Here is a 21,188-nt window from a genome sequence, read left to right as displayed (position 1 = left end):
CGTAGGAAGGGCTTTTGGCGCAACGATAAGGAGCGAGTTGATTAGACCGGCGGTAGCGAGTCCAGCGGCCACCGGGGCATTCCCTTCACCGCTAGCGGTTCTAGCTGGTCGGCCTTGAGTCGCTGCATGCCGGCATAGGCGATCATGGCGCCATTATCGGTACAAAACTCGCCCCTCGGGTAGTAGACCCTACCACCGAGCCCCTGCATCATCTCCGCCAGGCTCTCGCGCAGACGACTGTTGGCACTCACGCCACCGGCGATCACCAGACGGTTATAGCCGGTCTGTTTCAGGGCGCGTTTACACTTGATGGCCAAGGTGTCGACCACGGCTTCTTCGAAGGCGCGGGCGATGTTGGCACGGGTCTGCTCATCGTCCGGCTCATCGGCGATGGTATTGGCGGCAAAGGTCTTCAGGCCTGAGAAGCTAAAGTCCAGCCCTGGACGGTCTGTCATCGGGCGCGGGAAACGGTAGCAGTTAGGCTCGCCCTGAGCCGCCAGCTTGGCGAGTCTTGGTCCACCAGGATAATCCAGCCCCATCAGCTTAGCCGTCTTATCGAAGGCTTCACCGGCGGCGTCATCCACAGATTCGCCCAGCACCTGATAGCGACCTATCCCCTCGACCGCCACCATCATAGAGTGACCGCCTGAGACCAGCAGCGCCAGGAATGGAAATTCCGGCACATCCTCTTCCAGCATAGGCGCCAGCAAGTGGCCTTCCATATGATGCACGCCCACCGCGGGTTTGCCCCAGGCAAAGGCCAGCGAGCGGCCGACGCAGGCCCCCACTAACAGGGCGCCCACCAGGCCAGGGCCCTTGGTATAGGCGATGGCATCGATATCATCTTGAGTGCAGTTAGCCTCTTTCAGGGCTTGCCTTATCAGCGGGATGATCTTGCGCACATGGTCGCGCGATGCGAGCTCAGGCACTACCCCGCCGTAATCGGCGTGTAGTTTCACTTGACTGTAAAGTGCATGAGATAACAGGCCTTTTTCGTCATCATAGACGGCGATACCTGTCTCATCACAAGATGTCTCTATACCTAAAACTCGCATTTTTCCTCATCACGCTAAATAAAGTGGCGGCCAATTTTACCTGCTTGCCCGCGGAAATACCAATGGATTGCACACTCACCTAGTATCGCCCGACGATCCCGGCCGAGCCCAGACTTGATGGGGCATGCACCAGGCGCCCTCAACTGGTCGGTCACGATATAGACACAAGGAAATGCTAAACTTAAGGACGTTGCCCCGAAAAAGGATCCCGAAAGGATCGCCACAAGGGGGTTTACAAAAGGTCGACAGTCGGTATAGAATTCCGCACCATTTTTAAATTAACTTGGGTTAAGAAATTAACTCAATACAAACTACACCTAAGGGGTGATGGCGTATGCCAATTATTAAAGTACGTGAGAATGAACCATTTGACGTAGCTCTACGTCGTTTCAAGCGCTCTTGTGAAAAAGCTGGTATCCTAGCCGACGTTCGTGCTCGTGAATTCTACGAGAAGCCAACTACTGCACGTAAGCGCGCTAAAGCTGCTGCAGTTAAGCGTCTTGCTAAGAAGCTTTCTCGCGAAAACGCGCGTCGCGTACGTTTATACTAATCTCTTATGAGCCTAGTTGATCAGCTAAAAGACCAGATGAAAGAAGCCATGCGCGCCAAAGATAAGGTGCGTCTGGGTACGATTCGTATGGCGCTGGCTGCCATCAAACAGATCGAAGTGGATAACCGCGAGACGCTGAATGATGATCAAGCCATAGCTGTCTTAACCAAAATGGTTAAACAACGTCGCGATTCTATCGCTCAATATGAAGCAGCAGGTCGTGACGAACTAGCCCAAGCAGAAGCCGGAGAGATTCGAGTCCTCGAGACTTTCCTGCCTAAGCCTCTTTCTGAAGAAGAGGTTGCCGAGCTAGTCGATGCCACTATCCAAGAGGTAGGCGCATCATCCATGGCGGATATGGGCAAAGTAATGGGAGCATTGAAACCTAAGGTACAAGGGCGAGCCGACATGGCGTCAATTGGCGCACTGATCAAGGCAAAACTCAAGTAATCTTAAGTTCAATGTATGAATGAGCCGTGCCTACGCACGGCTTGTTTGTTTCTACTCTTTCGGTTTAATTTCGCGAAAAGGCGGCATTTATACAGCAATGGCGATACCTCGTGAGTTTATCAATGAGCTTGTAGCTCGCACCGATATAGTCGATCTCATCGACGCCAAGGTCCCCCTGAAAAAGGCGGGCAAAAATCATTCTGCCTGTTGCCCCTTCCATAGCGAAAAGTCACCCTCTTTTACCGTCAGCAGAGACAAACAGTTTTATCACTGCTTCGGCTGTGGCGCCCATGGCAATGCCATCGATTTCGTCATGGAATATGACAGGCTCGACTTTGTCGATGCCATCGAGGAACTCGCCGGCCGTTTAGGGCTGGAAGTCCCCAGAGAGCAAGGCACAGGCAAACGCCGCGACGAAGGCTTAAGCCGTGACCTCTACCAACTGATGGAAGAGGCCAGCCGCTACTTTCAAAGCCAGCTGAAACAGCACACGGACAAGCAGAAAGTCATTGACTATCTCGCCCATCGAGGCCTCTCCGATGAGGTGATCGAGCATTTCAACATCGGCTTCGCCCCCGATGGTTGGGATGGTCTGCTGGGACGTTACCGACAAAACCAGGATGCCCAGGACAAGCTACTCACCGCAGGTATGGTGATTGAGAACGACAGCGGCAAGCGTTACGACAGGTTCCGCGACCGTCTCATGTTCCCCATTCGCGATCGCCGCGGCCGAGTAATTGGCTTTGGCGGCCGAGTCTTAGGTGACGGCACGCCGAAATACTTGAATTCGCCGGAAACGCCCATATTTCATAAGGGCTATGAACTCTATGGCCTGTATGAACTCAAACAGAGACACAGGGATCCCAGTCAGATCCTGATTGTCGAAGGCTATATGGACGTGGTGGCCCTGGCGCAATTTGGCGTCGACTATGCGGTGGCATCACTCGGCACCTCGACCACGGCGGATCAATTTCAGTTGTTGCTGCGCAGCGCCAAAGAGGTGATCTGCTGCTATGACGGCGACAAGGCTGGTACCGAGGCGGCCTGGCGGGCGCTTGAAACCGCCCTGCCACTGCTCAAGCCCGGCGACCAGGTAAAATTTATGTTCTTGCCTCAGGGGGAAGATCCCGACTCGCTGGTGCGTCAGATAGGCAAACCGGCCTTCGAGCAGCTAATTGCCGAGGCCAAACTACTTCCGGAATTTCTGTTCGATACCTTAGCCAGCCGCTATGGCACGGACAAGGGCACCCTGGCCAAACAGGCCATGAGCCTGATAGAGAAAGTACAAGACACAGTTCTGCAGAGCCTATTACTCGAGAATCTGGCCTATAAGCTCGGCATGAACAGTGCAGAAGAATTGCAGCGTAAGCTCGGCTTTAAACGCATTGATGCAAATAAGCCCCTGCAAAACAAAGCGCTTAAGGGACGCGGTACCCCACTGCGATTAGCCATCGCCCTGTTGGTACAGCACCCGCACCTAGGCAATAACCTGCCGGTGCAGCCTGCGCTAAAACATATCAAGATGGCTGGCATAGATTTGCTCAGCCTCTTACTCGACAGAACTCGCGCCGAGAAGGTCAACAGCGCACAACTACTTGAACAGTTCAGGGGTGACGAACAGCTAGACACCCTGAAGAAATTAGCCCAATGGGAGCATCAAGTGGCGGATGAAAACCTTCAGCAAGAGTTCAAAAAAGCCCTGATTTGGTTGAACAATCAATATATTGAGCAACGTTATCAGGAATTGAGCTTAAAACAGCACCATACTAAAGAAGAGCGGATGCAACTTAAAAAGCTCATCGCAGTAATCCAAGGGCAAGCTTAGAGCAAAATTTGTCTCACAAAGTAAACACTTGGACTAGCACAGCACAGTGCACACGGCTATAATTGACGATTTGCGCGGCACACAATGCCCGTCGTTGTAACAGTTACCCAACTTGGATGATATCTATGGAGCAAACTCCGCAGTCGCAACTTAAATTGTTGCTTGCCAAAGGTAAAGAGCAAGGTTATTTAACCTATGCAGAAGTGAACGATCACTTGCCTGCAGATATGGTCGATTCTGACCAGATCGAAGATATTATCCAGATGATTAATGACATGGGTATTCGCGTCTATGAGCAGGCGCCGGATGCCGATGAGATCATGATGTCTGAAGACAGCACCGATGAAGATGCTGCCGAAGAAGCTGCCGCGGCTCTGGCTACGGTTGAAGCAGAACTGGGTCGTACCACAGATCCCGTGCGTATGTACATGCGCGAGATGGGTACGGTAGAACTTCTGACCCGCGAAGGCGAAATCGTAATCGCCAAGCGTATCGAAGAAGGTATCAACACGGTTCAGGCGTCTGTAGCCGAATATCCTCAAGCGATCGCCATGATCCTTGAGCAGTACGACCGCTACGAAGCTGAAGAAGTCAGACTATCAGACATTATCTCTGGATTTGTTGACCCTAATGCCGAAGACATGGCGCCGACGGCGACCCATATCGGCTCAGAATTGTCGGACGACGATCTCGACGACGAAGATGACGAGGGCGATGACGAGGACGAAGACGGCGATGAAGAAGATTCGCCAAAAGGCCCGGATCCGGAAGAAGCGCGCGAGCGTTTCACCCAGCTGCGTGAAGCACACGAAAAAGCCCTAAAAGTGATTGAGCTTAAAGGTCGTGAGCATCCAGAAGCGACTGCCGCTCTGTTTGACATTGGCGAGATCTTCAAAGAGTTCCGTCTGGTGCCTAAGCAGTTCGACCGCTTGGTGAAGAACATGCGCGAAATGATGGACAAGGTGCGTATTCAAGAGCGCCTCATCATGAAGCTGTGTGTCGAGCAGGCCAAGATGCCGAAGAAGAACTTCGTTAAGGTCTACACCTCTAACGAGAGCAGCATCGAATGGTTCAACGAAGAGATTGCCGCCAAGAAGCCTTATGCCGAAGGGCTGGAGATGGTTGCCGAAGACGTTCAACGTTGCCGCGCCAAGCTCGACGCCATCGAGAATGAAACCGGTCTGGCCATTGCCGCCATCAAGGATATCAACCGTCGCATGTCTATCGGTGAAGCCAAGGCTCGCCGCGCTAAGAAAGAGATGGTTGAGGCTAACCTGCGTCTGGTAATTTCTATCGCGAAGAAATACACCAACCGTGGCCTACAGTTCCTGGATCTGATCCAGGAAGGTAACATTGGCCTGATGAAGGCGGTAGACAAGTTTGAATACCGTCGTGGTTACAAGTTCTCGACCTATGCAACCTGGTGGATCCGTCAGGCGATCACGCGTTCGATTGCCGACCAGGCACGTACCATTCGTATCCCGGTGCATATGATTGAGACCATCAACAAGCTCAACCGTATCAGCCGTCAGATGCTACAAGAGATGGGACGCGAGCCGTCACCTGAAGAGCTGGCCGAGCGCATGTTGATGCCTGAAGATAAGATCCGCAAGGTACTCAAGATTGCCAAAGAGCCTATCTCAATGGAAACCCCTATCGGTGATGATGAAGATTCGCATTTAGGTGATTTCATCGAGGATACCACCCTCGAGTTGCCATTGGACAGCGCCACCGGTGAGAGCCTGAAGAACGCCACCCACGAAGTGCTCGCCGGCCTGACCGCCCGTGAAGCCAAGGTACTGCGTATGCGTTTCGGTATCGATATGAACACCGACCACACCCTAGAGGAAGTGGGCAAGCAGTTTGACGTGACCCGTGAGCGTATTCGTCAGATCGAGGCTAAGGCGCTGCGTAAGCTGCGTCACCCGTCTCGCTCAGAGATCTTGAAATCCTTCCTGGATGAATAGACTCACTGACAGCGTCTAAAACAGAGCAGAAAAGCCAGCCACAGTGCTGGCTTTTATATTTTATGCCCCTGCTTATAAGCCGATTGAACAACAGATAAGCAGTTGAATTCAAAGTTCAGAATTCTTGCCAGATCGGTGGTGACAAGCGCTTTTAAACCTCGTATACTTCTTTGCGCTTTCGATAGTGACGACTATCTTAAGTCGGCCCCTTAGCTCAGTTGGTTAGAGCACACGACTCATAATCGTTAGGTCCACAGTTCAAGTCTGTGAGGGGCCACCAATTCAAACAAAAAAGCCTGCATCTTGCAGGCTTTTTTGTTATTCGGGCTCTCTCAGCTTATTCTCACTAAAACTAGCTCGACATACCTAGCTCGACGCGCCTAGCTCGAAACACCGCGAGTCGCCTCCTGTTTAAGCATGAAGCGCAGCAGATCCGATTGACGTTTCAAGAGCATCTGATTCTTAACCCTGGCCTGGGTGATCACGGCATTGAGCGGCTTATGGATAAAGTCCACTGCGCCCAGCATAAAGCCGCTCACCTCCTGCTCCTCGTCATGATGAGCCGAGACAAAGATCACCGCAATCTCCTGGGTGCCAGGTTCAGATTTCAAACGGCGACAGACCTCGAAGCCGGACATCCCTGGCATCTCGATATCCAGGAGCAAGAGATCCGGCTTGAAACTATGACACAGGGCGAGCGCCTCCTGACCACTCAGAGCCGTGGCTATCTCATATTCCTGGCTCAAGAGCTGCCTAAGTATGATGATATTGACCTGCATATCATCGATGATCAGAATTCTCCCCTTACGAGAAAAAACTAATGGAGACATATCGTTATTCTGTTCCATTATCTACCTATCGGCATTTTTTATTGAAACTCCCTAAGTCTGGGCAGACGCGTTTTGTACCTCACCCTTGGGCTCGAGCGTCTCCTGCAGCCGCTCCATCAGCTTGGCATAGCAAGGTTTTATCACCCCGAAGAGTAGATTCAACTTATCACAGTTCTTCATCTTCGCCTCCATCTCCAGGCTTAAAAACTGCTCCTGCAGCTGGATGGCGCCTATGCTGCTGGATAGTCCCTTGAGACCATGGCTGAGCTGACGCACCTTCTCATAATCCTTAGCGGCGATCGCCTCCTCCAGCTCGCCAACTTGTGCCGGCGAAGTGTCGTGATACATCTGGCAGATCTCGGCGAACAGCACCTCATTGTTCATCAATCGGCTGAGGGCCAGTTGACGGTTCCAGACATAGTCCTCATCCTTCACCTGGATCTCTTCATGAGGCGCAGCCTCAACTAAAGTAGGCAAGTCACCAAACTCACAGACAGAGATCAGCCAATCGACCACCTTCTCCTGTAAACGCTCAGCCACGATAGGCTTAGTGATATAGTCGTTCATGCCCGCCTCGATGCACTTGTCACGCTCGCCCATCATGGCACTGGCCGTCATGGCAATAATCGGCGTATCGACAAACGCCTCGCCCGCCTCCCCAGCGCGGATCGCCCGGGTGCAGTCATAGCCATTGAGGATAGGCATCTGGCAGTCCATCAAGATACAATGCACGCCCTGCCCCTCTTGCTCGCACTCCCTCAGTCTGGTCAGCGCCTCCTGACCATTGATGGCCCTGACAAATTCCAGCGGCAGCTCGGACAAGATCCCCAGGGCAACCTCTATGTTGATCTCATTATCATCGACCACCAGCACCCGAGCACCTTTGATGCGATGGGCCTCCTCCTCAGAGATTATCGGAGTCACTTGGGGATGAACATGTTCGACGCCAGAACTCACTTTGGGCGCACCAAACTTCTGCATAAACTCGGAGAAGAGCAGCGGGTTATTGAGATACTCGAGCTCAATATTTCTCAGCGCCTTATTGCCATCGGCGCTCTTTTGAAACGCCAATACTCGCGGCAATCGCTTATGGGTCGCCGTCAGTGTCGGCCAGAGACTATCGAGATCGGTAAGCAGGGAGTGACGCTGCTCCACTATTAACACGTGGGGCAGAACATCGGGTACGGGAGCATCCTGGTTGAGCCAGTCGCGTATGGGCGAGCCCGGTAGCAGCTTACCACCGAGCCGGGCAATTGCCGCCTCGACGCAGGCCTGCTGCGCCTCATTCACCAGCAAGACGCTACAGGTCATCTCGTGCAGCAGCGCCTCGGGCGCCATCAGCTTAAACTCGCCCTGATGCAACACCATGGTGAAGATGAAGCAGCTCCCCTGCCCTTTGTGGGACTCGAAACTCATCTTGCCGTTGAGTAATTCGCTGAGTTCCTTACAGATAGAGAGTCCCAGCCCTGTGCCACCATACTGGGCCGCAATACTCGAGGTGGCCTGAGAGAAAGCGGTAAACAGCTTGGCCTGATTCTCCTCGGCGATCCCTATCCCTGTGTCAGACACCTCACAGATAAACTCTAGCTCCCCCGTCTCTCGCAGGCGGCTGTGGGCCCTGACCTTGATATAGCCATGGTCGGTAAACTTGATGGCATTGTTTATCAGATTGGTGAGGATCTGAGTGATCCTGTGGGGGTCGCTGTCTATGCTCTGACAGCGAAGGTCGACCACATCGATGACAAACTCTATCCCCTTCTCCTGCGCCTTCACCGCCATGCTGCTGCAAACACTCTCGATCAGGTTGAGGGGATTGAAGCTGCTCATGTCTAAATCCAGCTTGCCCGCCTCTATCTTGGAGAGATCCAGCACATCGTTAATCAGCGCAGAAAGCGTATTAACGCTCACCTCGGCCATCTCGAGGTACCTCGCCTGGCGCTCGGTAAGCGAGTCTTTACGCACCAGATTTAGGGTACCTACTATGCCATTTAGCGGCGTGCGCATCTCATGGCTGATGTTAGAGATGAAACTGCTCTTCACTAGGCTGGCCTTCTGCAGCTCCTGGGTTCTTATCGCCACCTTCTTCTCGAGCTCGGCGTTCACCAGCTGGATCTTCTTGGCGGCCTGCTTCTCGATGGAGACATCGCGTATGATGATGGCCACGCCCAGGGCATGCTTATTCTCCCCCAAGATGGGGGAAACCGACACATAGAGATCGACGATGCGCCCCTCGTTCAGCGGCAGCTCGGCGTCCAGATTAAGTGTCTTGTTACCCTGATTAGCCTTTGAGACCAAGGCCGCCAGGTCGACCTCGGGCAAAAGCGCCAGCTGATTGATAAAGTGGCCCTTGGCATAGTCGGCGTCATAGCCAAACAGTAACTCGGCGGCGCGGTTCCAGTTGTTGACCACGCCGCTGGTGCCTACTCCTATGATGGCATCCTTGGAGCCATCGATGATCGCCGCCGACTGCGCCTTCTCCTTGGCCAGCGCCTGACTGCTACGGGCGCTGCGCCCCAGTATGATTACCACAAACAGAAACAAGACCCCCACGGCCAACATGAAGCTATAAACACTGATGCGCCGGGAGACCGCGAGTTCCTGCACATATTGCTTGGGCGCCATTAGGGTCGCGGTAAGCCGACCGCTCTGGGCATCGTTAGAGAGCGTAATGGCGCGCAGATAGGCATAATAGGGCTTATTATCGTGATAGCTGTCGAGCACCAACTCGAAGTTACGCTTAAGTGTCTTGCTCTGCTGATAATGTTTATCCCACACCAGGTCTGGATGCAGGTCGCGGCTAAAACGCATCTCCTCATCGGGATGGACCAAGAAATAGCCATCGCTGTCGGTCAGCACAAGTTCGATGGGCGCAGGCACCAGGCGCTTGAAAGAGGAGAGTAAGTCGTTGGCATTGATGTTGACGATAAGCAGGCCGAAGCGACCGCCGTTGTCATCGAAGATCGGCGTCGCCAGGCGCAACATGGGGCGATAGGGATAATCTATCTTGCCAAACTCACGATTTAAGTTGATGGGCGAGGTATAGATCTCCCCCTGCTGCAGATCTTTACTGGCCTGAAAATAGTCCCGCCCCTGCTTATTTTGTAGATTCGTATCATCTATCACCTGCACGGCGCCGCCGCGCCTGTCTACCCGGATAAGCTCCATGCCATCACTGCTCAATATGCGCAGCTGTTCATATTCTCGGTTGTTCTGTAAAAAGGCAACGAAGATAGTTTCCAGTCGGTGACGCCACTGGTCATAGCGGGTCTCGTCCACAGGATCGATCCCCTGATTATTTCTGGCCCGGGAGAGGCCGGAGATAGGCGGGGTCTCAAACAGAAAACGTAGGTTGTTGAAGTAACGATTAAGCCTGTCCTGGGCCTGGTTGTTGACCTGCTCGCTCTGGGCCTCGAGATCCGAATGCAGATTACCAACAATATTCTGATTTAATTGAGATTCGAAGCTGGCGATGATGACAAGCGCCACCACAAGCACCAGCATGGAGGCGGCCAGCAGCAGTGAGCGTCCGCCAAAGAGAGAAGATAAGCGTGAAATCTGTCGCACCATGGACTATAACTCCTTTTACTATCCAGCCTCAGTAACACACTGTTAATCAGCCAATACGCTTTCAGCATAAGCGATAAACTGCGCGGCGCTCTATCGGAGACTATGGTCATTTACTCGCAGTTAACTAGCTAAAAAGTAGTATTTAATCTGGTTTTCTTTATTAAGCGTCAAAAACCTTAAGCAAACTGATTATAGTCGGCTAAGATGAATATAGGCGGCAGATTTGAAAAGGAATTCTTCTATGCTTTTCGGCAACGATGTAGAGACTCGACAAAAAATATTAGTTGTCGACGATGAGAGCGCCAACCTACATCTGCTGGAGCAATCCCTCACAGATCTGGCCGAGATCATCTGTAGTACGGGTGGTCAGGACGCGCTGGATAAGGCCGAGCAACATCAACCCGCCATCATATTGCTGGATATCGAGATGCCACAGATGAATGGCTTCGAGATGTGTAAGCGCCTGAAGAATAACCCCAAGACCTGCAACAGCGCGGTGATCTTCGTGACCGCCCACAGCGAGAGCAGCTTCGAATATAAATCCCTCAGTTCGGGCGGCATAGACTTCATCCACAAGCCTATCGATCTCGCCACCTGTCGCCTGCGGGTCAAGAATCATCTGCTGCTCAAACGTCAGGAGCAGACCATCATAGAGGCGCGCCAGGATATGCAGGCCCTGGTCAATCAGATCCCCTCTTACATCTCCTATTGGTCCAAGGATCTGCTCAACCGCTTTCATAACGACTATAACGGCAGATGGTTCGGCACTATCCCCCAAGATGCACTGGGTAAGCCCGCCTCTAGCCTGCTCCCTAAGGCCCTGTATGAGGAGATACTGGCCCGCATCGCAAGCAACAAACCTAAGCATCAGTTCGAGGTTGCCCTGGAAGATACCCCGGGCAAGATAGATTATGCCCAGGCCCATCTCACCATCAGGAAACAAGATGGACACGTGGCAGGCATGCTGCTGACCCTGACGGATATCACCTCCATCAAGCGGGCCAAGAGCCAACTGGATACCGAGAATCGGCGCCTGAAGATCATGCTCAACGCCATCGGCGACGCCGTCATCGCCACCAATAGCGAGGCGATGATCACCTTCATGAATCCCATCGCAGAACGCCTCACCGGCTGGGTGTGTCGCGACGCCATCGGCCTGCATATCGAACAGGTGATGGATCTGTGCGATGCCAAGACCAAATACCGCAGCCCCAATCCGGTCACCATCGCCATCAAGGAGAAACGCAACGTCGCCATGGCCCTCAACTGTCAGCTCAACAGCTTGGATGGCACCATCTTCCAGATTGAAGACTCCGCCGCCCCCATCACAGACAGTGAAGGCAAGGTCACAGGCGGCATCATAGTCTTTCACGACTGCAGTGAGTCTGTGGCCATGTCGCTGAAGATGAGCCACCTGGCCAACCATGATCAGCTGACCGACCTGCCTAATCGCATCTTGCTGCATGACAGAATCAACCACGCCTGCGCCGTGGCCGACTCCTATGACAAGAGCGTCGCCCTGATGCTGATCGACATAGATCACTTCAAATACCTCAACGACTCCCTGGGCCACAGCTATGGGGATCAGGTGATCAAGCAGGTGGCGAAACGACTGCAGTCCCTCATCGACCCCAACGCCACCCTGGGGCGCATCGGCGGCGACGAGTTTGTCCTGCTGCTGCCTTCGCTCACCGCCACCAGCCAGGTGGACTCTATCGCCACAGATATCGTCCGCAGCCTCAACACGCCGTTTCGTATCGACGGCCAGGAATATACCCTGTCGGTCAGCGTCGGGATCAGCATCTACCCCTCGGACGCCCTCAGGGCCGAGGAGCTGATGACCCATGTGGACGCTGCCATGTACCGCGCCAAGGATCTGGGGCGCAACCGCTTCTGTTACTTCTCCGAGGATCTCGAGCAGGAACTGACGAAGCGCCACGAGCTGGTCACCCTGCTGCGCACCGCCATCGACACGGAAGCAATTGAGGTCTACTACCAACCTAAGGTCGATCTCAAGACCAAAGAGATCATAGGCGCGGAGGCACTAGCCCGATTACACGACCCTAGCGGCAAGCTGATCTCGCCGCTGGACTTTATCCCCCTTGCCGAGGAGACAGGCCTCATCCATCAGTTGGGTGAGATCATCCTCAAACAGAGCTGTATGGCGGCTAAGGCCTGGCAGAAAAGAGGTCGGCCGCTGCAGATAGCCGTCAACATCGCCGCCAAACAGTTCACCAATCCCGAGTTTTGCGACTCGGTGGCCAAGGTGCTGGAGCTCACCGGGCTCGATAGCAGCTTCCTCGAGCTCGAGGTGACAGAGAGTTCCCTCATGTATGATTTCGACGAGGCATTAAACGTGCTCAATACCCTCTCCTCCCTGGGGCTAAGCATCGCCATCGACGACTTCGGCACAGGTTACTCCAGCCTCAGCTATCTCAAGTTCTTCCCGGTCAACACCCTCAAGATAGATCAATCCTTCGTCAAGGATATGCTGGGGGATGAGCAGAGCCTGGATATCGTCAAGGCGGTGATCCATCTGGCCAAGTCCCTCAAGCTCAAGCTTATCGCCGAAGGCATAGAAGATGCCGAGCAGCTGCAAAAACTGGTGGCGCTGGAATGCGAACAGGGCCAGGGCTATATGTTCAGCAAGCCGCTCCCCCTCAAAGAGTTCGACCAGCTCCTCAGTCACTAACGCCCTCCTCTCCCTTGACTCAAAGGGTAAATAACGTAATATCCTCAGCACCTTAACTCTGGCGCAACCTAGGCGTAACACCTATCGCCAACCCAAGATTGCCGCCAAGAGACACAGTCACAAGGAGAGATAATGACCACACTACCTAAGGATATCGCCAACCTATCGACGATAAAGACCAAAGGCAAAGGCGCCCTGGTGTTAATCGCCGGCCTGCTTTTCGCCCTCGTCCTGTTCAGCCAGACCATGTACACGGTCGATGAGGGCCATGTGGGCATCATCAAGCGTTTCGGCCAGGCCACAGAACAGGTCAATCCCGGCCTACACGTGAAGATCCCCTTCGTCGACAAGGTCGAGGTCTTAGAGATACGTACCCGCAAGAATGTCGAAAAGCTCAACGCCTCGACCCACGAACAGATGCCGGTCACCGCCGAGGTGTCCATCAACTGGACGGTCAATCGCGACCAGGCCTTCGACCTGTTTAAGAGCTATGGCGGCCTGAGTCAGTTCGAGTCGCGCATCCTGGACCCTAAGCTGAGATCCGCCGCTAAGGATGCCCTGGCGCGTTACAAGGCCGAGGAGATCATCCAAAACCGCAGCCGAGTGATCGCCCAGATAGAAGATTTTCTTGTCGAAGAGATGAAAGAGTACCCGGTCAAGCTGGACTCGGCCCAGCTGGAAAACCTTGGCCTACCTCAGAAATATATCCAGTCGATCGAGACCAAACAGACAGAGAAAAACCTCGCAGCCGCCGAGAAACACCGTCTGGAGCGGCAGAACCTGGAGGCCCAGCGTGAGGTGAACACGGCGAACGCCAAGCGTGACGCCGCCAAGGCCACCGCCGACGGTAAGGCTTACGCCATTCAGACCGAGGCAATTGCCGAAGCCGAAGCGATTCGCCTCAAGGGTATCGCCGAAGCAGAGGCTATCAAGAAGAAGGCCGAGGCGCTGAGAGAGTCTCAGACTCTGGTGGATTATGTACGCGCCCAGCAGTGGAACGGCCAGATGCCTACCACCATAATGGGCAGCGACCAGAGCGTGCTGTGGAACATGACCAGCAAGAAGCAGTAACTAGAAACAGTCATCGGCACTCTGATTGCTCTTTCAAGCAAGCATGAACCTACACAAAAAAGCCCGCATCGAGCGGGCTTTTTAATGGCTATAACTTGGCTAGACGCCCAGCTTGTCGCGCATCGTGTAGTACCAGGCGCCGATAGCCGAGAACGGCACCTGCAGCAGGTGACCGCCCGGGAAGGGGTAATGGGGCAACTGGGCGAAGGCGTCGAAGCGTTTCGCCTGGCCATTGATGGTCTCGGCCAGTATCTGCCCCGCCAAATGGGTATAAGTCACCCCATGGCCGCTACAGCCCTGAGAGTAATAGATGTTCCCGCCGATACGGCCAACCTGCGGCAGGCGCGACAGGGTCAGCAAAAAGTTACCCGTCCAGGTAAAGTCTATCTTCACATCCTTAAGCTGCGGGAAGGTCGCCAGCATCTTGGGACGGATTATCGCCTCAATGTTGGCAGGATCCCGCGCGCCATAGACCACGCCGCCGCCATAGATGAGACGCTTGTCGCCCGAGAGCCTGAAGTAATCCAGCAGATAGTTACAATCTTCGACGCAGTAGTCCTGGGGCAGCAGCGAGTGCGCCAGCTCCTCACCAAGCGGCTCTGTGGTGATCACCTGAGTACCACAGGGCATAGACTTGGCCTGCAGCTCAGGCAGCAGTCCCTTGAGGTAGGCGTTACCGGCGACGATGACAAACTTACACTTCACCGAGCCTTCCTGAGTATGCACCACAGGATTCTCGCCCTGATCGACACGAACAACGGCCGAATCTTCGAAGATCTGTCCACCCAAGGATTCCACCGCATCGGCCTCACCCAGCGCCAGGTTAAGCGGATGAATATGACCGCCGCTCTTATCAAGCAAACCACCGACATAACGCTCGGTATCCACCACGTCGCGAATGCCCTGCTCATCCAACAGCTCTAGGTGCCCCAGATGACCATGCTTCTCCCACAGCGCTTTTTGCGCCTCGAGATGGCCCATCTGTTTCTTGTTTAGCGCCGCAAACACGCCGCCATCTTTCAGATCGCACTGGATGTTGTATTTAGCCACCATCCCCTTGAGGATGCGGCCACCTTCGAAGGCCATCTGACCAAACAACTTGGCCTGCTCTGTGCCCACAACCTTTTCTATGGTGTCGATATCCCGGCTGAAACTGTTGACTATCTGACCGCCGTTACGCCCTGAGGCGCCAAAGCCAACCCTGGCGGCTTCTAGTACCGTCACCTTAAAGCCCGCCTCCAGCAGATGGATCGCCGAAGAGAGGCCGGTATAGCCGGCGCCTATGATACAGACGTCGGTCTCTATGTTATCGCTTAACTTGTCGCGCAGCGCCTTGGTGTTGGCTGACGCCGCATAATAGGAATTTGCATGAGGTGTACAGGTCATATCATTCACCCTGAATCGTTATAATAATGGCTTGGGTTGACAGGCGCCGCGGCGCAGCCGCCTGTCGTCTTGAGCTAACGCTGCGAGCCTAGTCGCTGACCATACGGCTGCGTTTGTCGGCGCGGCGGGCCAGATACCAGGAGATGAAGGCGATTAGCGAGACAATCAGTATGATCAATGTCGCTAAGGCGTTGATCTTAGGCGAGACCCCCATGCGCACCGAGGAGAAGACCACCATAGGCAGGGTCGTCGCCCCCGGTCCCGAGGCGAAGCTGGCAATCACCAGGTCATCCAGCGACAGGCTAAAGGAGAGCAGCCAACCCGCGATCAGCGCCGGCGAGATCATAGGCACTGTGATGTGGAAGAAGGTCTTGAGCGGCGTCGCGCCCAGATCCTGAGCCGCCTCCTCGATAGACATATCCAGCTCACGCAACCTGGATGAGACCACCACGGCCACATAGGCCGCGCAGAAGGTCGAGTGGGCGATCCACACGGTCAACATGCCACGCTCGGCGGGCCAGCCCAGTAGATCCGCCATATGCACGAATAGCAGCAACAGCGAGAGACCCGTAATCACCTCTGGCATAACCAGGGGCGCGGTGATCATGTTCGACAATGTCATCTTGCCCCAGGAGCGAGCGAAGCGTGTCATCACGAAGGCCGCCATAGTGCCGAGAATTACCGCCATGGTGGAGGCGAAGAACGCCACCTTTAAGCTGGTCGCCACCGCATCGAGGATCTGGTCGTCGCGGAACAGCTCGCCATACCACTTGGCCGAGAAGCCACCCCAAACCGTCACCAGCTTAGACTCGTTGAACGAGTAGAACACCAGGATGAACATGGGCGCGTAGAGGAAAAACATCCCGCCCCAGAGCATCAGGGTGGAGAAACTCAATTTTCTTAGTCTGTTGCTCATATCGTCTTCTCCATACTTCTGGACTGATAACGATGGAATAGGGTGATAGGGATGATCAGAAGTGCCAACATCACGATGGCGAGCGACGAAGCGACCGGCCAATCACGGTTGTTGAAGAACTCCTGCCATAGCACCTTACCTATCATGAGCGAATCAGGACCGCCCAATAGTTCAGGGATCACAAACTCCCCGACCACAGGAATAAACACCAGCATAGACCCGGCAATCACGCCGCCTTTCGACAGCGGCAGCGTCACCTTCCAGAAGGTATTGAGGCTACGTGACCCCAAATCCGCCGCGGCCTCGAGCAGGCTGCCATCGAGCTGTGACAGGTTGGCGTACAGCGGCAAGATCATAAAGGGCAGATAGGTGTAGATGATACCGATATAGACGGCGAAATTAGTGTTAAGCATCTGAATCGGCTCTGAGATCACCCCCAGCCACATCAGCAGGTTATTGATCACCCCGTTGTTACTCAAGATGCCCATCCAGGCATATACCCGGATAAGGAACGAGGTCCAGGATGGCAACATCACCAAGAGGATCAGCACTGTCTGATGCTGCTTAGGCGCCCTGGCAATGGCATAGGCCATGGGGTAACCGATAAGCAGACAGCCGATGGTGGTAACACAGGCCATCTTGAGCGAGCCCAGATAGGCATTGATATAGAGATGATCTTCGAAGATCAGAATATAGTTGCCCAGATTGAGCATGATCTGCAGCGACTCGTCGGCATACTGATACAGCGCCTCATAGGGCGGAATCGCCACGGCCGGGGTCGACAGACTGATCTTCAATACGATGGCAAACGGCAAGGCAAAGAACATCAGCAGCCAGAAATAGGGCACGCCTATCGTCCAGCACTGCCCCTTAGGCAAACGAAACTTCAATGACTTCTTCATAACGCCCCCGTTAAGATCTCAGTACAACGGCACTGGTCGCTTCCCAACTGACGAAGACATCCTCTTCCCAGGTGGGCGAGTCGGCGCGGCGGTCACTGTTGGTCATCACAGACTGAATGAGCTGTCCATTACACAGGCGTATGTAGTAAACCGAGATGCCCCCCAGGTAGGCGATATCTTCCACCTTACCGGCGCACCAGTTACGCGCATCCTCTGGCTGCTCGCGGCTGATATGGGTCTTCTCGGGACGAATCGCCACCCACACCTGGGTAGTATCCACACTGGTCGACACCCCGTAACCCACGTAGAAGGGCTGAGGAATGTTGGCCACATTGATCACCACGTGATCCACCTCATCCTCGACAATATCGCCCTCGAACAGGTTAACGCTGCCGATAAACTCGGCCACCATACGGTTAGCCGGGCTCTCGTAGATATCCATTGGCGAACCGGTTTGGGCGATCCAGCCATCGTTCATGATGGCGATACGCTCGGCCATGGTCATGGCCTCTTCCTGGTCATGGGTTACCATCACACAGGTCACCCCAACCGCCTCGAGAATGTCCACCACCTCGAGCTGCATCTGAGTACGGAGTTTCTTATCCAGCGCCCCCATGGGCTCGTCCAGTAGCAAAAGCTTTGGACGCTTGGCCAGTGAACGGGCCAGGGCCACACGTTGGCGCTGACCGCCTGAGAGTTGGTTCGGCTTACGCTTGGCATAAGGCTCCATGTGAACCAGCTTGAGCATCTCCTTCACCCGCTGCTCAATCTCGGCCTTGGGCATCTTGTCCTGCTTGAGGCCGAAGGCGATATTCTGCGCCACCGTCATGTGTGGGAACAGGGCGTAAGATTGGAACATCATATTAATAGGACGCTCATAGGGCGGCATGTCGGTGATGTCTTGCCCATCGAGATATATGCGTCCCTCGGTCGGCTTCTCAAAGCCGGCCAACATGCGAAGCAGCGTCGATTTCCCCGAACCTGAGCCGCCAAGCAGTGCAAAAATTTCCCCACGATTAATATTTAGCGAGACGTCGTCCACTGCACGAACATCGTCAAATAGCTTGCTGACTCTCTCTATCTTCAGCAACACCTCTCCTTGCGTCTTTGTTGTCGGTTTGTTGGTGACGCCCGAATTGCTAGCCATAATACTTCTCCACAAAAAGCACCGCTAAGGCACCTACTGCAATAGTTAAGATGATCTAAGAAATGGAGGGCAAGCGAACTTGCCCTCAAGTGTAGGCATTACATGCCAGATTTGACTTTGGTCCATACGCGAGTCATGGCGCGCTGGGCCTTCATCGGACGTACATCGGCCACATAGAGACGTGACAGCACTTCAGGGGTCGGATAGATAGCCGCGTCGTTACGGATCTCTTCATCCACCAGCTCCTGGGCCGGCACGTTAGGGTTAGCATACGCCACATAGTTGGTGATAGGGGCAATCACCTCTGGGCGCAGCAGGTAGTTGATAAAGGTGTGAGCGTTCTTCACGTTCTTGGCATCGGCAGGGATCGCCAACATATCGAACCAAAGGTTAGAACCCTCTTTCGGGATGGCATAGCCGATCACATTACCGTTCTCAGCCTCTTCGGCGCGCGCGGCGGCCTGGAAGACGTCGCCCGAGTAACCGAATGCCACACAGATGTCGCCGTTGGCCAGATCGGTAATGTAACGTGATGAGTGGAAATAGGTCACGAAGGGACGGATCTTCGCCATCACCTCGCCTGCCTTGGCATAGTCTTCACTCTTAGTGCTGTTAGGATCCAGCCCCAGGTAGATCATTGCCATCGGCAGCATCTCGTCGGCGCTATCGAGCAGCGAGAAGCCACACTTAGCAATTTTCTCGGCATACTTAGGATTGAAGATCAGCTCCAAAGAATCGACTGGCGCGTCTTCACCCAGAACCTGCTTCACCTTGGCCTCGTTGTATCCGATACCTGTGGTGCCCCACAGATACGGCACGGCGTGCTCGTTACGTGGATCGGCAGTTTCCAGCTGCTTCATCAGCTCTGGATTAAGGTTCTTGTGGTTGGTCAGCTGTGACTGATCCAACTTCTGGAAGGCGCCCGCCTTGATCTGCTTAGCCAGGAAGTTGTTTGACGGCACCACGATATCATAGCCTGAACGACCCGATAGCAACTTGGCCTCGACCACTTCGTTGCTATCGAACACATCGTATATAACCTTGATGCCTGTTTCTTTCTCGAAATTAGCCAAGGTGTCTTCGGCGATATAATCAGACCAGTTATAGACCCTAACCACCTCTTCAGCACTGGCGACAGAGCTTGCAAATACCCCGGCGGTGACCAGAGCGAGTGTTGTCATTTTCTTTAAAAGCTTCATGCTATCTCCTTGTTAGCTTGCCAGTAGTCTGATGATTACTGCCATTGCATTGCCGCTTGTGACGGCTTTCATTGTTATTATTGCCAATGCTACAGCTTACAACTGCATCGAACCTGTTTAACATTCATCGCTAGTGTAAAATCGAATAATTTCACCATCAATATGAATTTATATCTAATTACACCGGTTAGTTACCCATGACTCCACCAGGGGGTTAATCCCCCCGGCAATCTTGCTTCATTTTGTCGCCGGCCCTGCCCCAATCTGGTGCAAAAAGGCTAAACGGTCAGCAGCAGGAACTCACGTTCCCATGAGCTGATCACCCGGCGGAAGTTTTCCAGATCCGCCTGCTTCACCGCGATATAACCTGAGGTGAAGGTGTCACCCAGATATTCCCTGACCGCCGAACTTTCCGACATCACCGCCAGCGCCTCTTCCAGCGTCAGCGGCAGGCTGATCCCCTGACGATTCTCGTTAGCGCGTCCCTGTACCGGCGTCGATGGTTTCACATCTTCCACCATGCCCATGTAACCACACAACAGAGTAGCGGCGATGGCCAGGTAGCTGTTGGCATCGGCACCTGCGATACGGTTCTCGATACGACGGTTCTGAGGTGACGACTCGGGGATCCGCAGACCACAGGTGCGGTTCTCATCGCCCCACTCCAGGTTAACCGGCGCAGAGGTGCCCGGCAGGAATCGTCTGAAGGAGTTGACGTTCGGGGCCATCAGCGGTAACAACTCGGGAATATACTTCTGCAGGCCGCCTATGTAGCACAGGAACTTAGCACTTTTCGTGCCGTCCTCATTGGTAAAGATGTTCTTGCCTGTCTTGATATCCACCACACTCTGGTGAATATGCATGGCGCTGCCCGGCTCGTCGGTGACTGGCTTGGCCATAAAGGTGGCGCAAACGTCATGCTTGAGCGCCGCCTCACGCAGGGTACGCTTAAACACAAACACCTGATCCGCCAGCGACAGGGCGTCGCCATGGCTGAAGTTGATCTCCATCTGGGCCGTGCCCTCTTCGTGGATCAGGGTATCGATATCCAGTCCCTGGGCCTCGCACCAGTCATACATATCTTCGAACAGCGGGTCATACTCGTTGGCGGCGTCGATAGAGAACGACTGACGGCCCGACTCCTTGCGACCACTACGGCCAACAGGTGGAATCAATGGCATATCGGGATCTGAGTTTCTGTGGGTCAGATAGAACTCCATCTCGGGGGCGATCACCGGCTTCCAGCCCTTATCTTCATAGAGTTTGAGCACCTTCTTGAGCAGGTTACGGGGCGACAACTCTATGGGGTTACCCATCTTATCGAAGGTGTCGTGGATCACCTGAGCGGTGGCCTCGACCGTCCAGGGCAACATGAACACCGCATTTTCATCGGGCACACAGACGAAGTCGATATCCGCCTTGTCCAGCAGGCTGTCGTACAGGTCGTCATCCACATAGTCGCCGGTCACCGTCTGCAGCAGCACACTCTCGGGCATACGCATCCCCTTCTCGTCGATAAACTTATCGACCGGTGCTATCTTGCCGCGGGCGATACCCGTCATATCGCTGATGACACACTCGACCTCAGTGATCTTATTGGCTTTCAAATAATCGATTAACTTCTTCATGCT

At 54.1% G+C, this 21,188-nt stretch carries 15 protein-coding genes and 1 tRNA gene; 7 read left to right on the top strand and 9 right to left on the bottom strand.

Annotated elements, in window-relative coordinates:
* Window positions 1–41: 41 nt before the first annotated feature.
* On the bottom strand, window positions 42–1,055 hold the full coding sequence (gene tsaD, locus K0I31_RS05010) for a tRNA (adenosine(37)-N6)-threonylcarbamoyltransferase complex transferase subunit TsaD (protein WP_011864804.1): 1,014 nt from the start codon (window positions 1,053–1,055) through the stop codon (window positions 42–44).
* A gap of 334 nt (window positions 1,056–1,389) precedes the next feature.
* Between tsaD and rpsU the strand changes: the two genes are divergently transcribed.
* From rpsU to K0I31_RS04985, 5 genes are all read left to right on the top strand, one after another.
* Complete coding sequence (gene rpsU / locus K0I31_RS05005) at window positions 1,390–1,605, top strand: 30S ribosomal protein S21 (protein WP_006080725.1); 216 nt, start codon at window positions 1,390–1,392, stop codon at window positions 1,603–1,605.
* 6 nt (window positions 1,606–1,611) lie between these two features.
* On the top strand, window positions 1,612–2,055 hold the full coding sequence (locus K0I31_RS05000) for a GatB/YqeY domain-containing protein (protein ID WP_011864803.1): 444 nt from the start codon (window positions 1,612–1,614) through the stop codon (window positions 2,053–2,055).
* A 97-nt stretch (window positions 2,056–2,152) separates the two neighbouring features.
* Window positions 2,153–3,880 carry a DNA primase gene (dnaG, locus tag K0I31_RS04995; RefSeq protein ID WP_144201037.1) on the top strand — a complete coding sequence of 576 codons (1,728 nt, stop codon included), beginning with the start codon at window positions 2,153–2,155 and terminating at the stop codon, window positions 3,878–3,880.
* 125 nt (window positions 3,881–4,005) lie between these two features.
* A complete protein-coding gene (gene rpoD / locus K0I31_RS04990) occupies window positions 4,006–5,847 on the top strand; it encodes an RNA polymerase sigma factor RpoD (protein WP_220044506.1) in 1,842 nt (613 codons plus the stop codon).
* A 203-nt stretch (window positions 5,848–6,050) separates the two neighbouring features.
* Window positions 6,051–6,127 (top strand) — tRNA-Ile (locus tag K0I31_RS04985).
* Window positions 6,128–6,227: 100 nt separating this feature from the next.
* Here K0I31_RS04985 and K0I31_RS04980 read toward each other — a convergent pair.
* Together K0I31_RS04980 and K0I31_RS04975 are read right to left on the bottom strand one after the other, a co-directional pair.
* Complete coding sequence (locus tag K0I31_RS04980) at window positions 6,228–6,677, bottom strand: response regulator (RefSeq protein ID WP_220080111.1); 450 nt, start codon at window positions 6,675–6,677, stop codon at window positions 6,228–6,230.
* Window positions 6,678–6,728: 51 nt separating this feature from the next.
* Window positions 6,729–10,244, bottom strand: a complete 3,516-nt coding sequence (locus K0I31_RS04975; protein WP_220080110.1) for an ATP-binding protein — start codon at window positions 10,242–10,244, stop codon at window positions 6,729–6,731.
* A 241-nt stretch (window positions 10,245–10,485) separates the two neighbouring features.
* Here K0I31_RS04975 and K0I31_RS04970 point away from each other — a divergent pair, with 241 nt between their 5' ends.
* Complete coding sequence (locus tag K0I31_RS04970; protein ID WP_220080109.1) at window positions 10,486–12,936, top strand: EAL domain-containing protein; 2,451 nt, start codon at window positions 10,486–10,488, stop codon at window positions 12,934–12,936.
* 132 nt (window positions 12,937–13,068) lie between these two features.
* Window positions 13,069–14,007, top strand: a complete 939-nt coding sequence (locus K0I31_RS04965) for an SPFH domain-containing protein (protein WP_144200997.1) — start codon at window positions 13,069–13,071, stop codon at window positions 14,005–14,007.
* Between the two features lie 99 nt (window positions 14,008–14,106).
* Here K0I31_RS04965 and K0I31_RS04960 read toward each other — a convergent pair whose 3' ends face one another.
* From K0I31_RS04960 to K0I31_RS04935, 6 genes are all read right to left on the bottom strand, one after another.
* Window positions 14,107–15,393, bottom strand: a complete 1,287-nt coding sequence (locus tag K0I31_RS04960; RefSeq protein WP_220080108.1) for an NAD(P)/FAD-dependent oxidoreductase — start codon at window positions 15,391–15,393, stop codon at window positions 14,107–14,109.
* An 88-nt stretch (window positions 15,394–15,481) separates the two neighbouring features.
* Window positions 15,482–16,309, bottom strand: coding sequence for an ABC transporter permease subunit (locus K0I31_RS04955; protein ID WP_011864781.1), 828 nt, complete (start codon window positions 16,307–16,309; stop codon window positions 15,482–15,484).
* Complete coding sequence (locus K0I31_RS04950; RefSeq protein ID WP_011864780.1) at window positions 16,306–17,211, bottom strand: ABC transporter permease subunit; 906 nt, start codon at window positions 17,209–17,211, stop codon at window positions 16,306–16,308. The genes K0I31_RS04955 and K0I31_RS04950 overlap by 4 nt, the downstream gene beginning before the upstream one ends.
* 10 nt (window positions 17,212–17,221) lie before the next feature.
* Window positions 17,222–18,358 carry a polyamine ABC transporter ATP-binding protein gene (gene potA, locus K0I31_RS04945; RefSeq protein WP_011864779.1) on the bottom strand — a complete coding sequence of 379 codons (1,137 nt, stop codon included), beginning with the start codon at window positions 18,356–18,358 and terminating at the stop codon, window positions 17,222–17,224.
* 98 nt (window positions 18,359–18,456) lie between these two features.
* Complete coding sequence (locus K0I31_RS04940; RefSeq protein WP_220044501.1) at window positions 18,457–19,557, bottom strand: polyamine ABC transporter substrate-binding protein; 1,101 nt, start codon at window positions 19,555–19,557, stop codon at window positions 18,457–18,459.
* Between the two features lie 278 nt (window positions 19,558–19,835).
* A complete protein-coding gene (locus tag K0I31_RS04935; protein WP_220080107.1) occupies window positions 19,836–21,185 on the bottom strand; it encodes a glutamine synthetase family protein in 1,350 nt (449 codons plus the stop codon).
* Window positions 21,186–21,188 lie beyond the last annotated feature (3 nt).

The sequence above is a fragment of the Shewanella spartinae genome (assembly GCF_019457555.1).
GTDB classification, from domain to species: domain Bacteria; phylum Pseudomonadota; class Gammaproteobacteria; order Enterobacterales; family Shewanellaceae; genus Shewanella; species Shewanella loihica.
The sequence above is the reverse complement of the archived record's forward strand: the minus strand, read 5'-3'. Positions and strand labels throughout refer to the sequence as shown.

Coding starts and splice junctions, on each gene's coding strand:
- tsaD (WP_011864804.1), bottom strand. CDS start 1,055: ATGCGAGTTTTAGGTATAGAGACATCTTGTGATGAGACAGGTATCGCC.
- K0I31_RS04950 (WP_011864780.1), bottom strand. CDS start 17,211: ATGAAGAAGTCATTGAAGTTTCGTTTGCCTAAGGGGCAGTGCTGGACG.
- K0I31_RS04980 (WP_220080111.1), bottom strand. CDS start 6,677: ATGTCTCCATTAGTTTTTTCTCGTAAGGGGAGAATTCTGATCATCGAT.
- K0I31_RS04970 (WP_220080109.1), top strand. CDS start 10,486: ATGCTTTTCGGCAACGATGTAGAGACTCGACAAAAAATATTAGTTGTC.
- K0I31_RS05000 (WP_011864803.1), top strand. CDS start 1,612: ATGAGCCTAGTTGATCAGCTAAAAGACCAGATGAAAGAAGCCATGCGC.
- rpsU (WP_006080725.1), top strand. CDS start 1,390: ATGCCAATTATTAAAGTACGTGAGAATGAACCATTTGACGTAGCTCTA.
- K0I31_RS04955 (WP_011864781.1), bottom strand. CDS start 16,309: ATGAGCAACAGACTAAGAAAATTGAGTTTCTCCACCCTGATGCTCTGG.
- dnaG (WP_144201037.1), top strand. CDS start 2,153: ATGGCGATACCTCGTGAGTTTATCAATGAGCTTGTAGCTCGCACCGAT.
- K0I31_RS04960 (WP_220080108.1), bottom strand. CDS start 15,393: ATGACCTGTACACCTCATGCAAATTCCTATTATGCGGCGTCAGCCAAC.
- K0I31_RS04935 (WP_220080107.1), bottom strand. CDS start 21,185: ATGAAGAAGTTAATCGATTATTTGAAAGCCAATAAGATCACTGAGGTC.
- K0I31_RS04975 (WP_220080110.1), bottom strand. CDS start 10,244: ATGGTGCGACAGATTTCACGCTTATCTTCTCTCTTTGGCGGACGCTCA.
- K0I31_RS04965 (WP_144200997.1), top strand. CDS start 13,069: ATGACCACACTACCTAAGGATATCGCCAACCTATCGACGATAAAGACC.
- rpoD (WP_220044506.1), top strand. CDS start 4,006: ATGGAGCAAACTCCGCAGTCGCAACTTAAATTGTTGCTTGCCAAAGGT.
- K0I31_RS04940 (WP_220044501.1), bottom strand. CDS start 19,557: ATGAAGCTTTTAAAGAAAATGACAACACTCGCTCTGGTCACCGCCGGG.
- potA (WP_011864779.1), bottom strand. CDS start 18,358: ATGGCTAGCAATTCGGGCGTCACCAACAAACCGACAACAAAGACGCAA.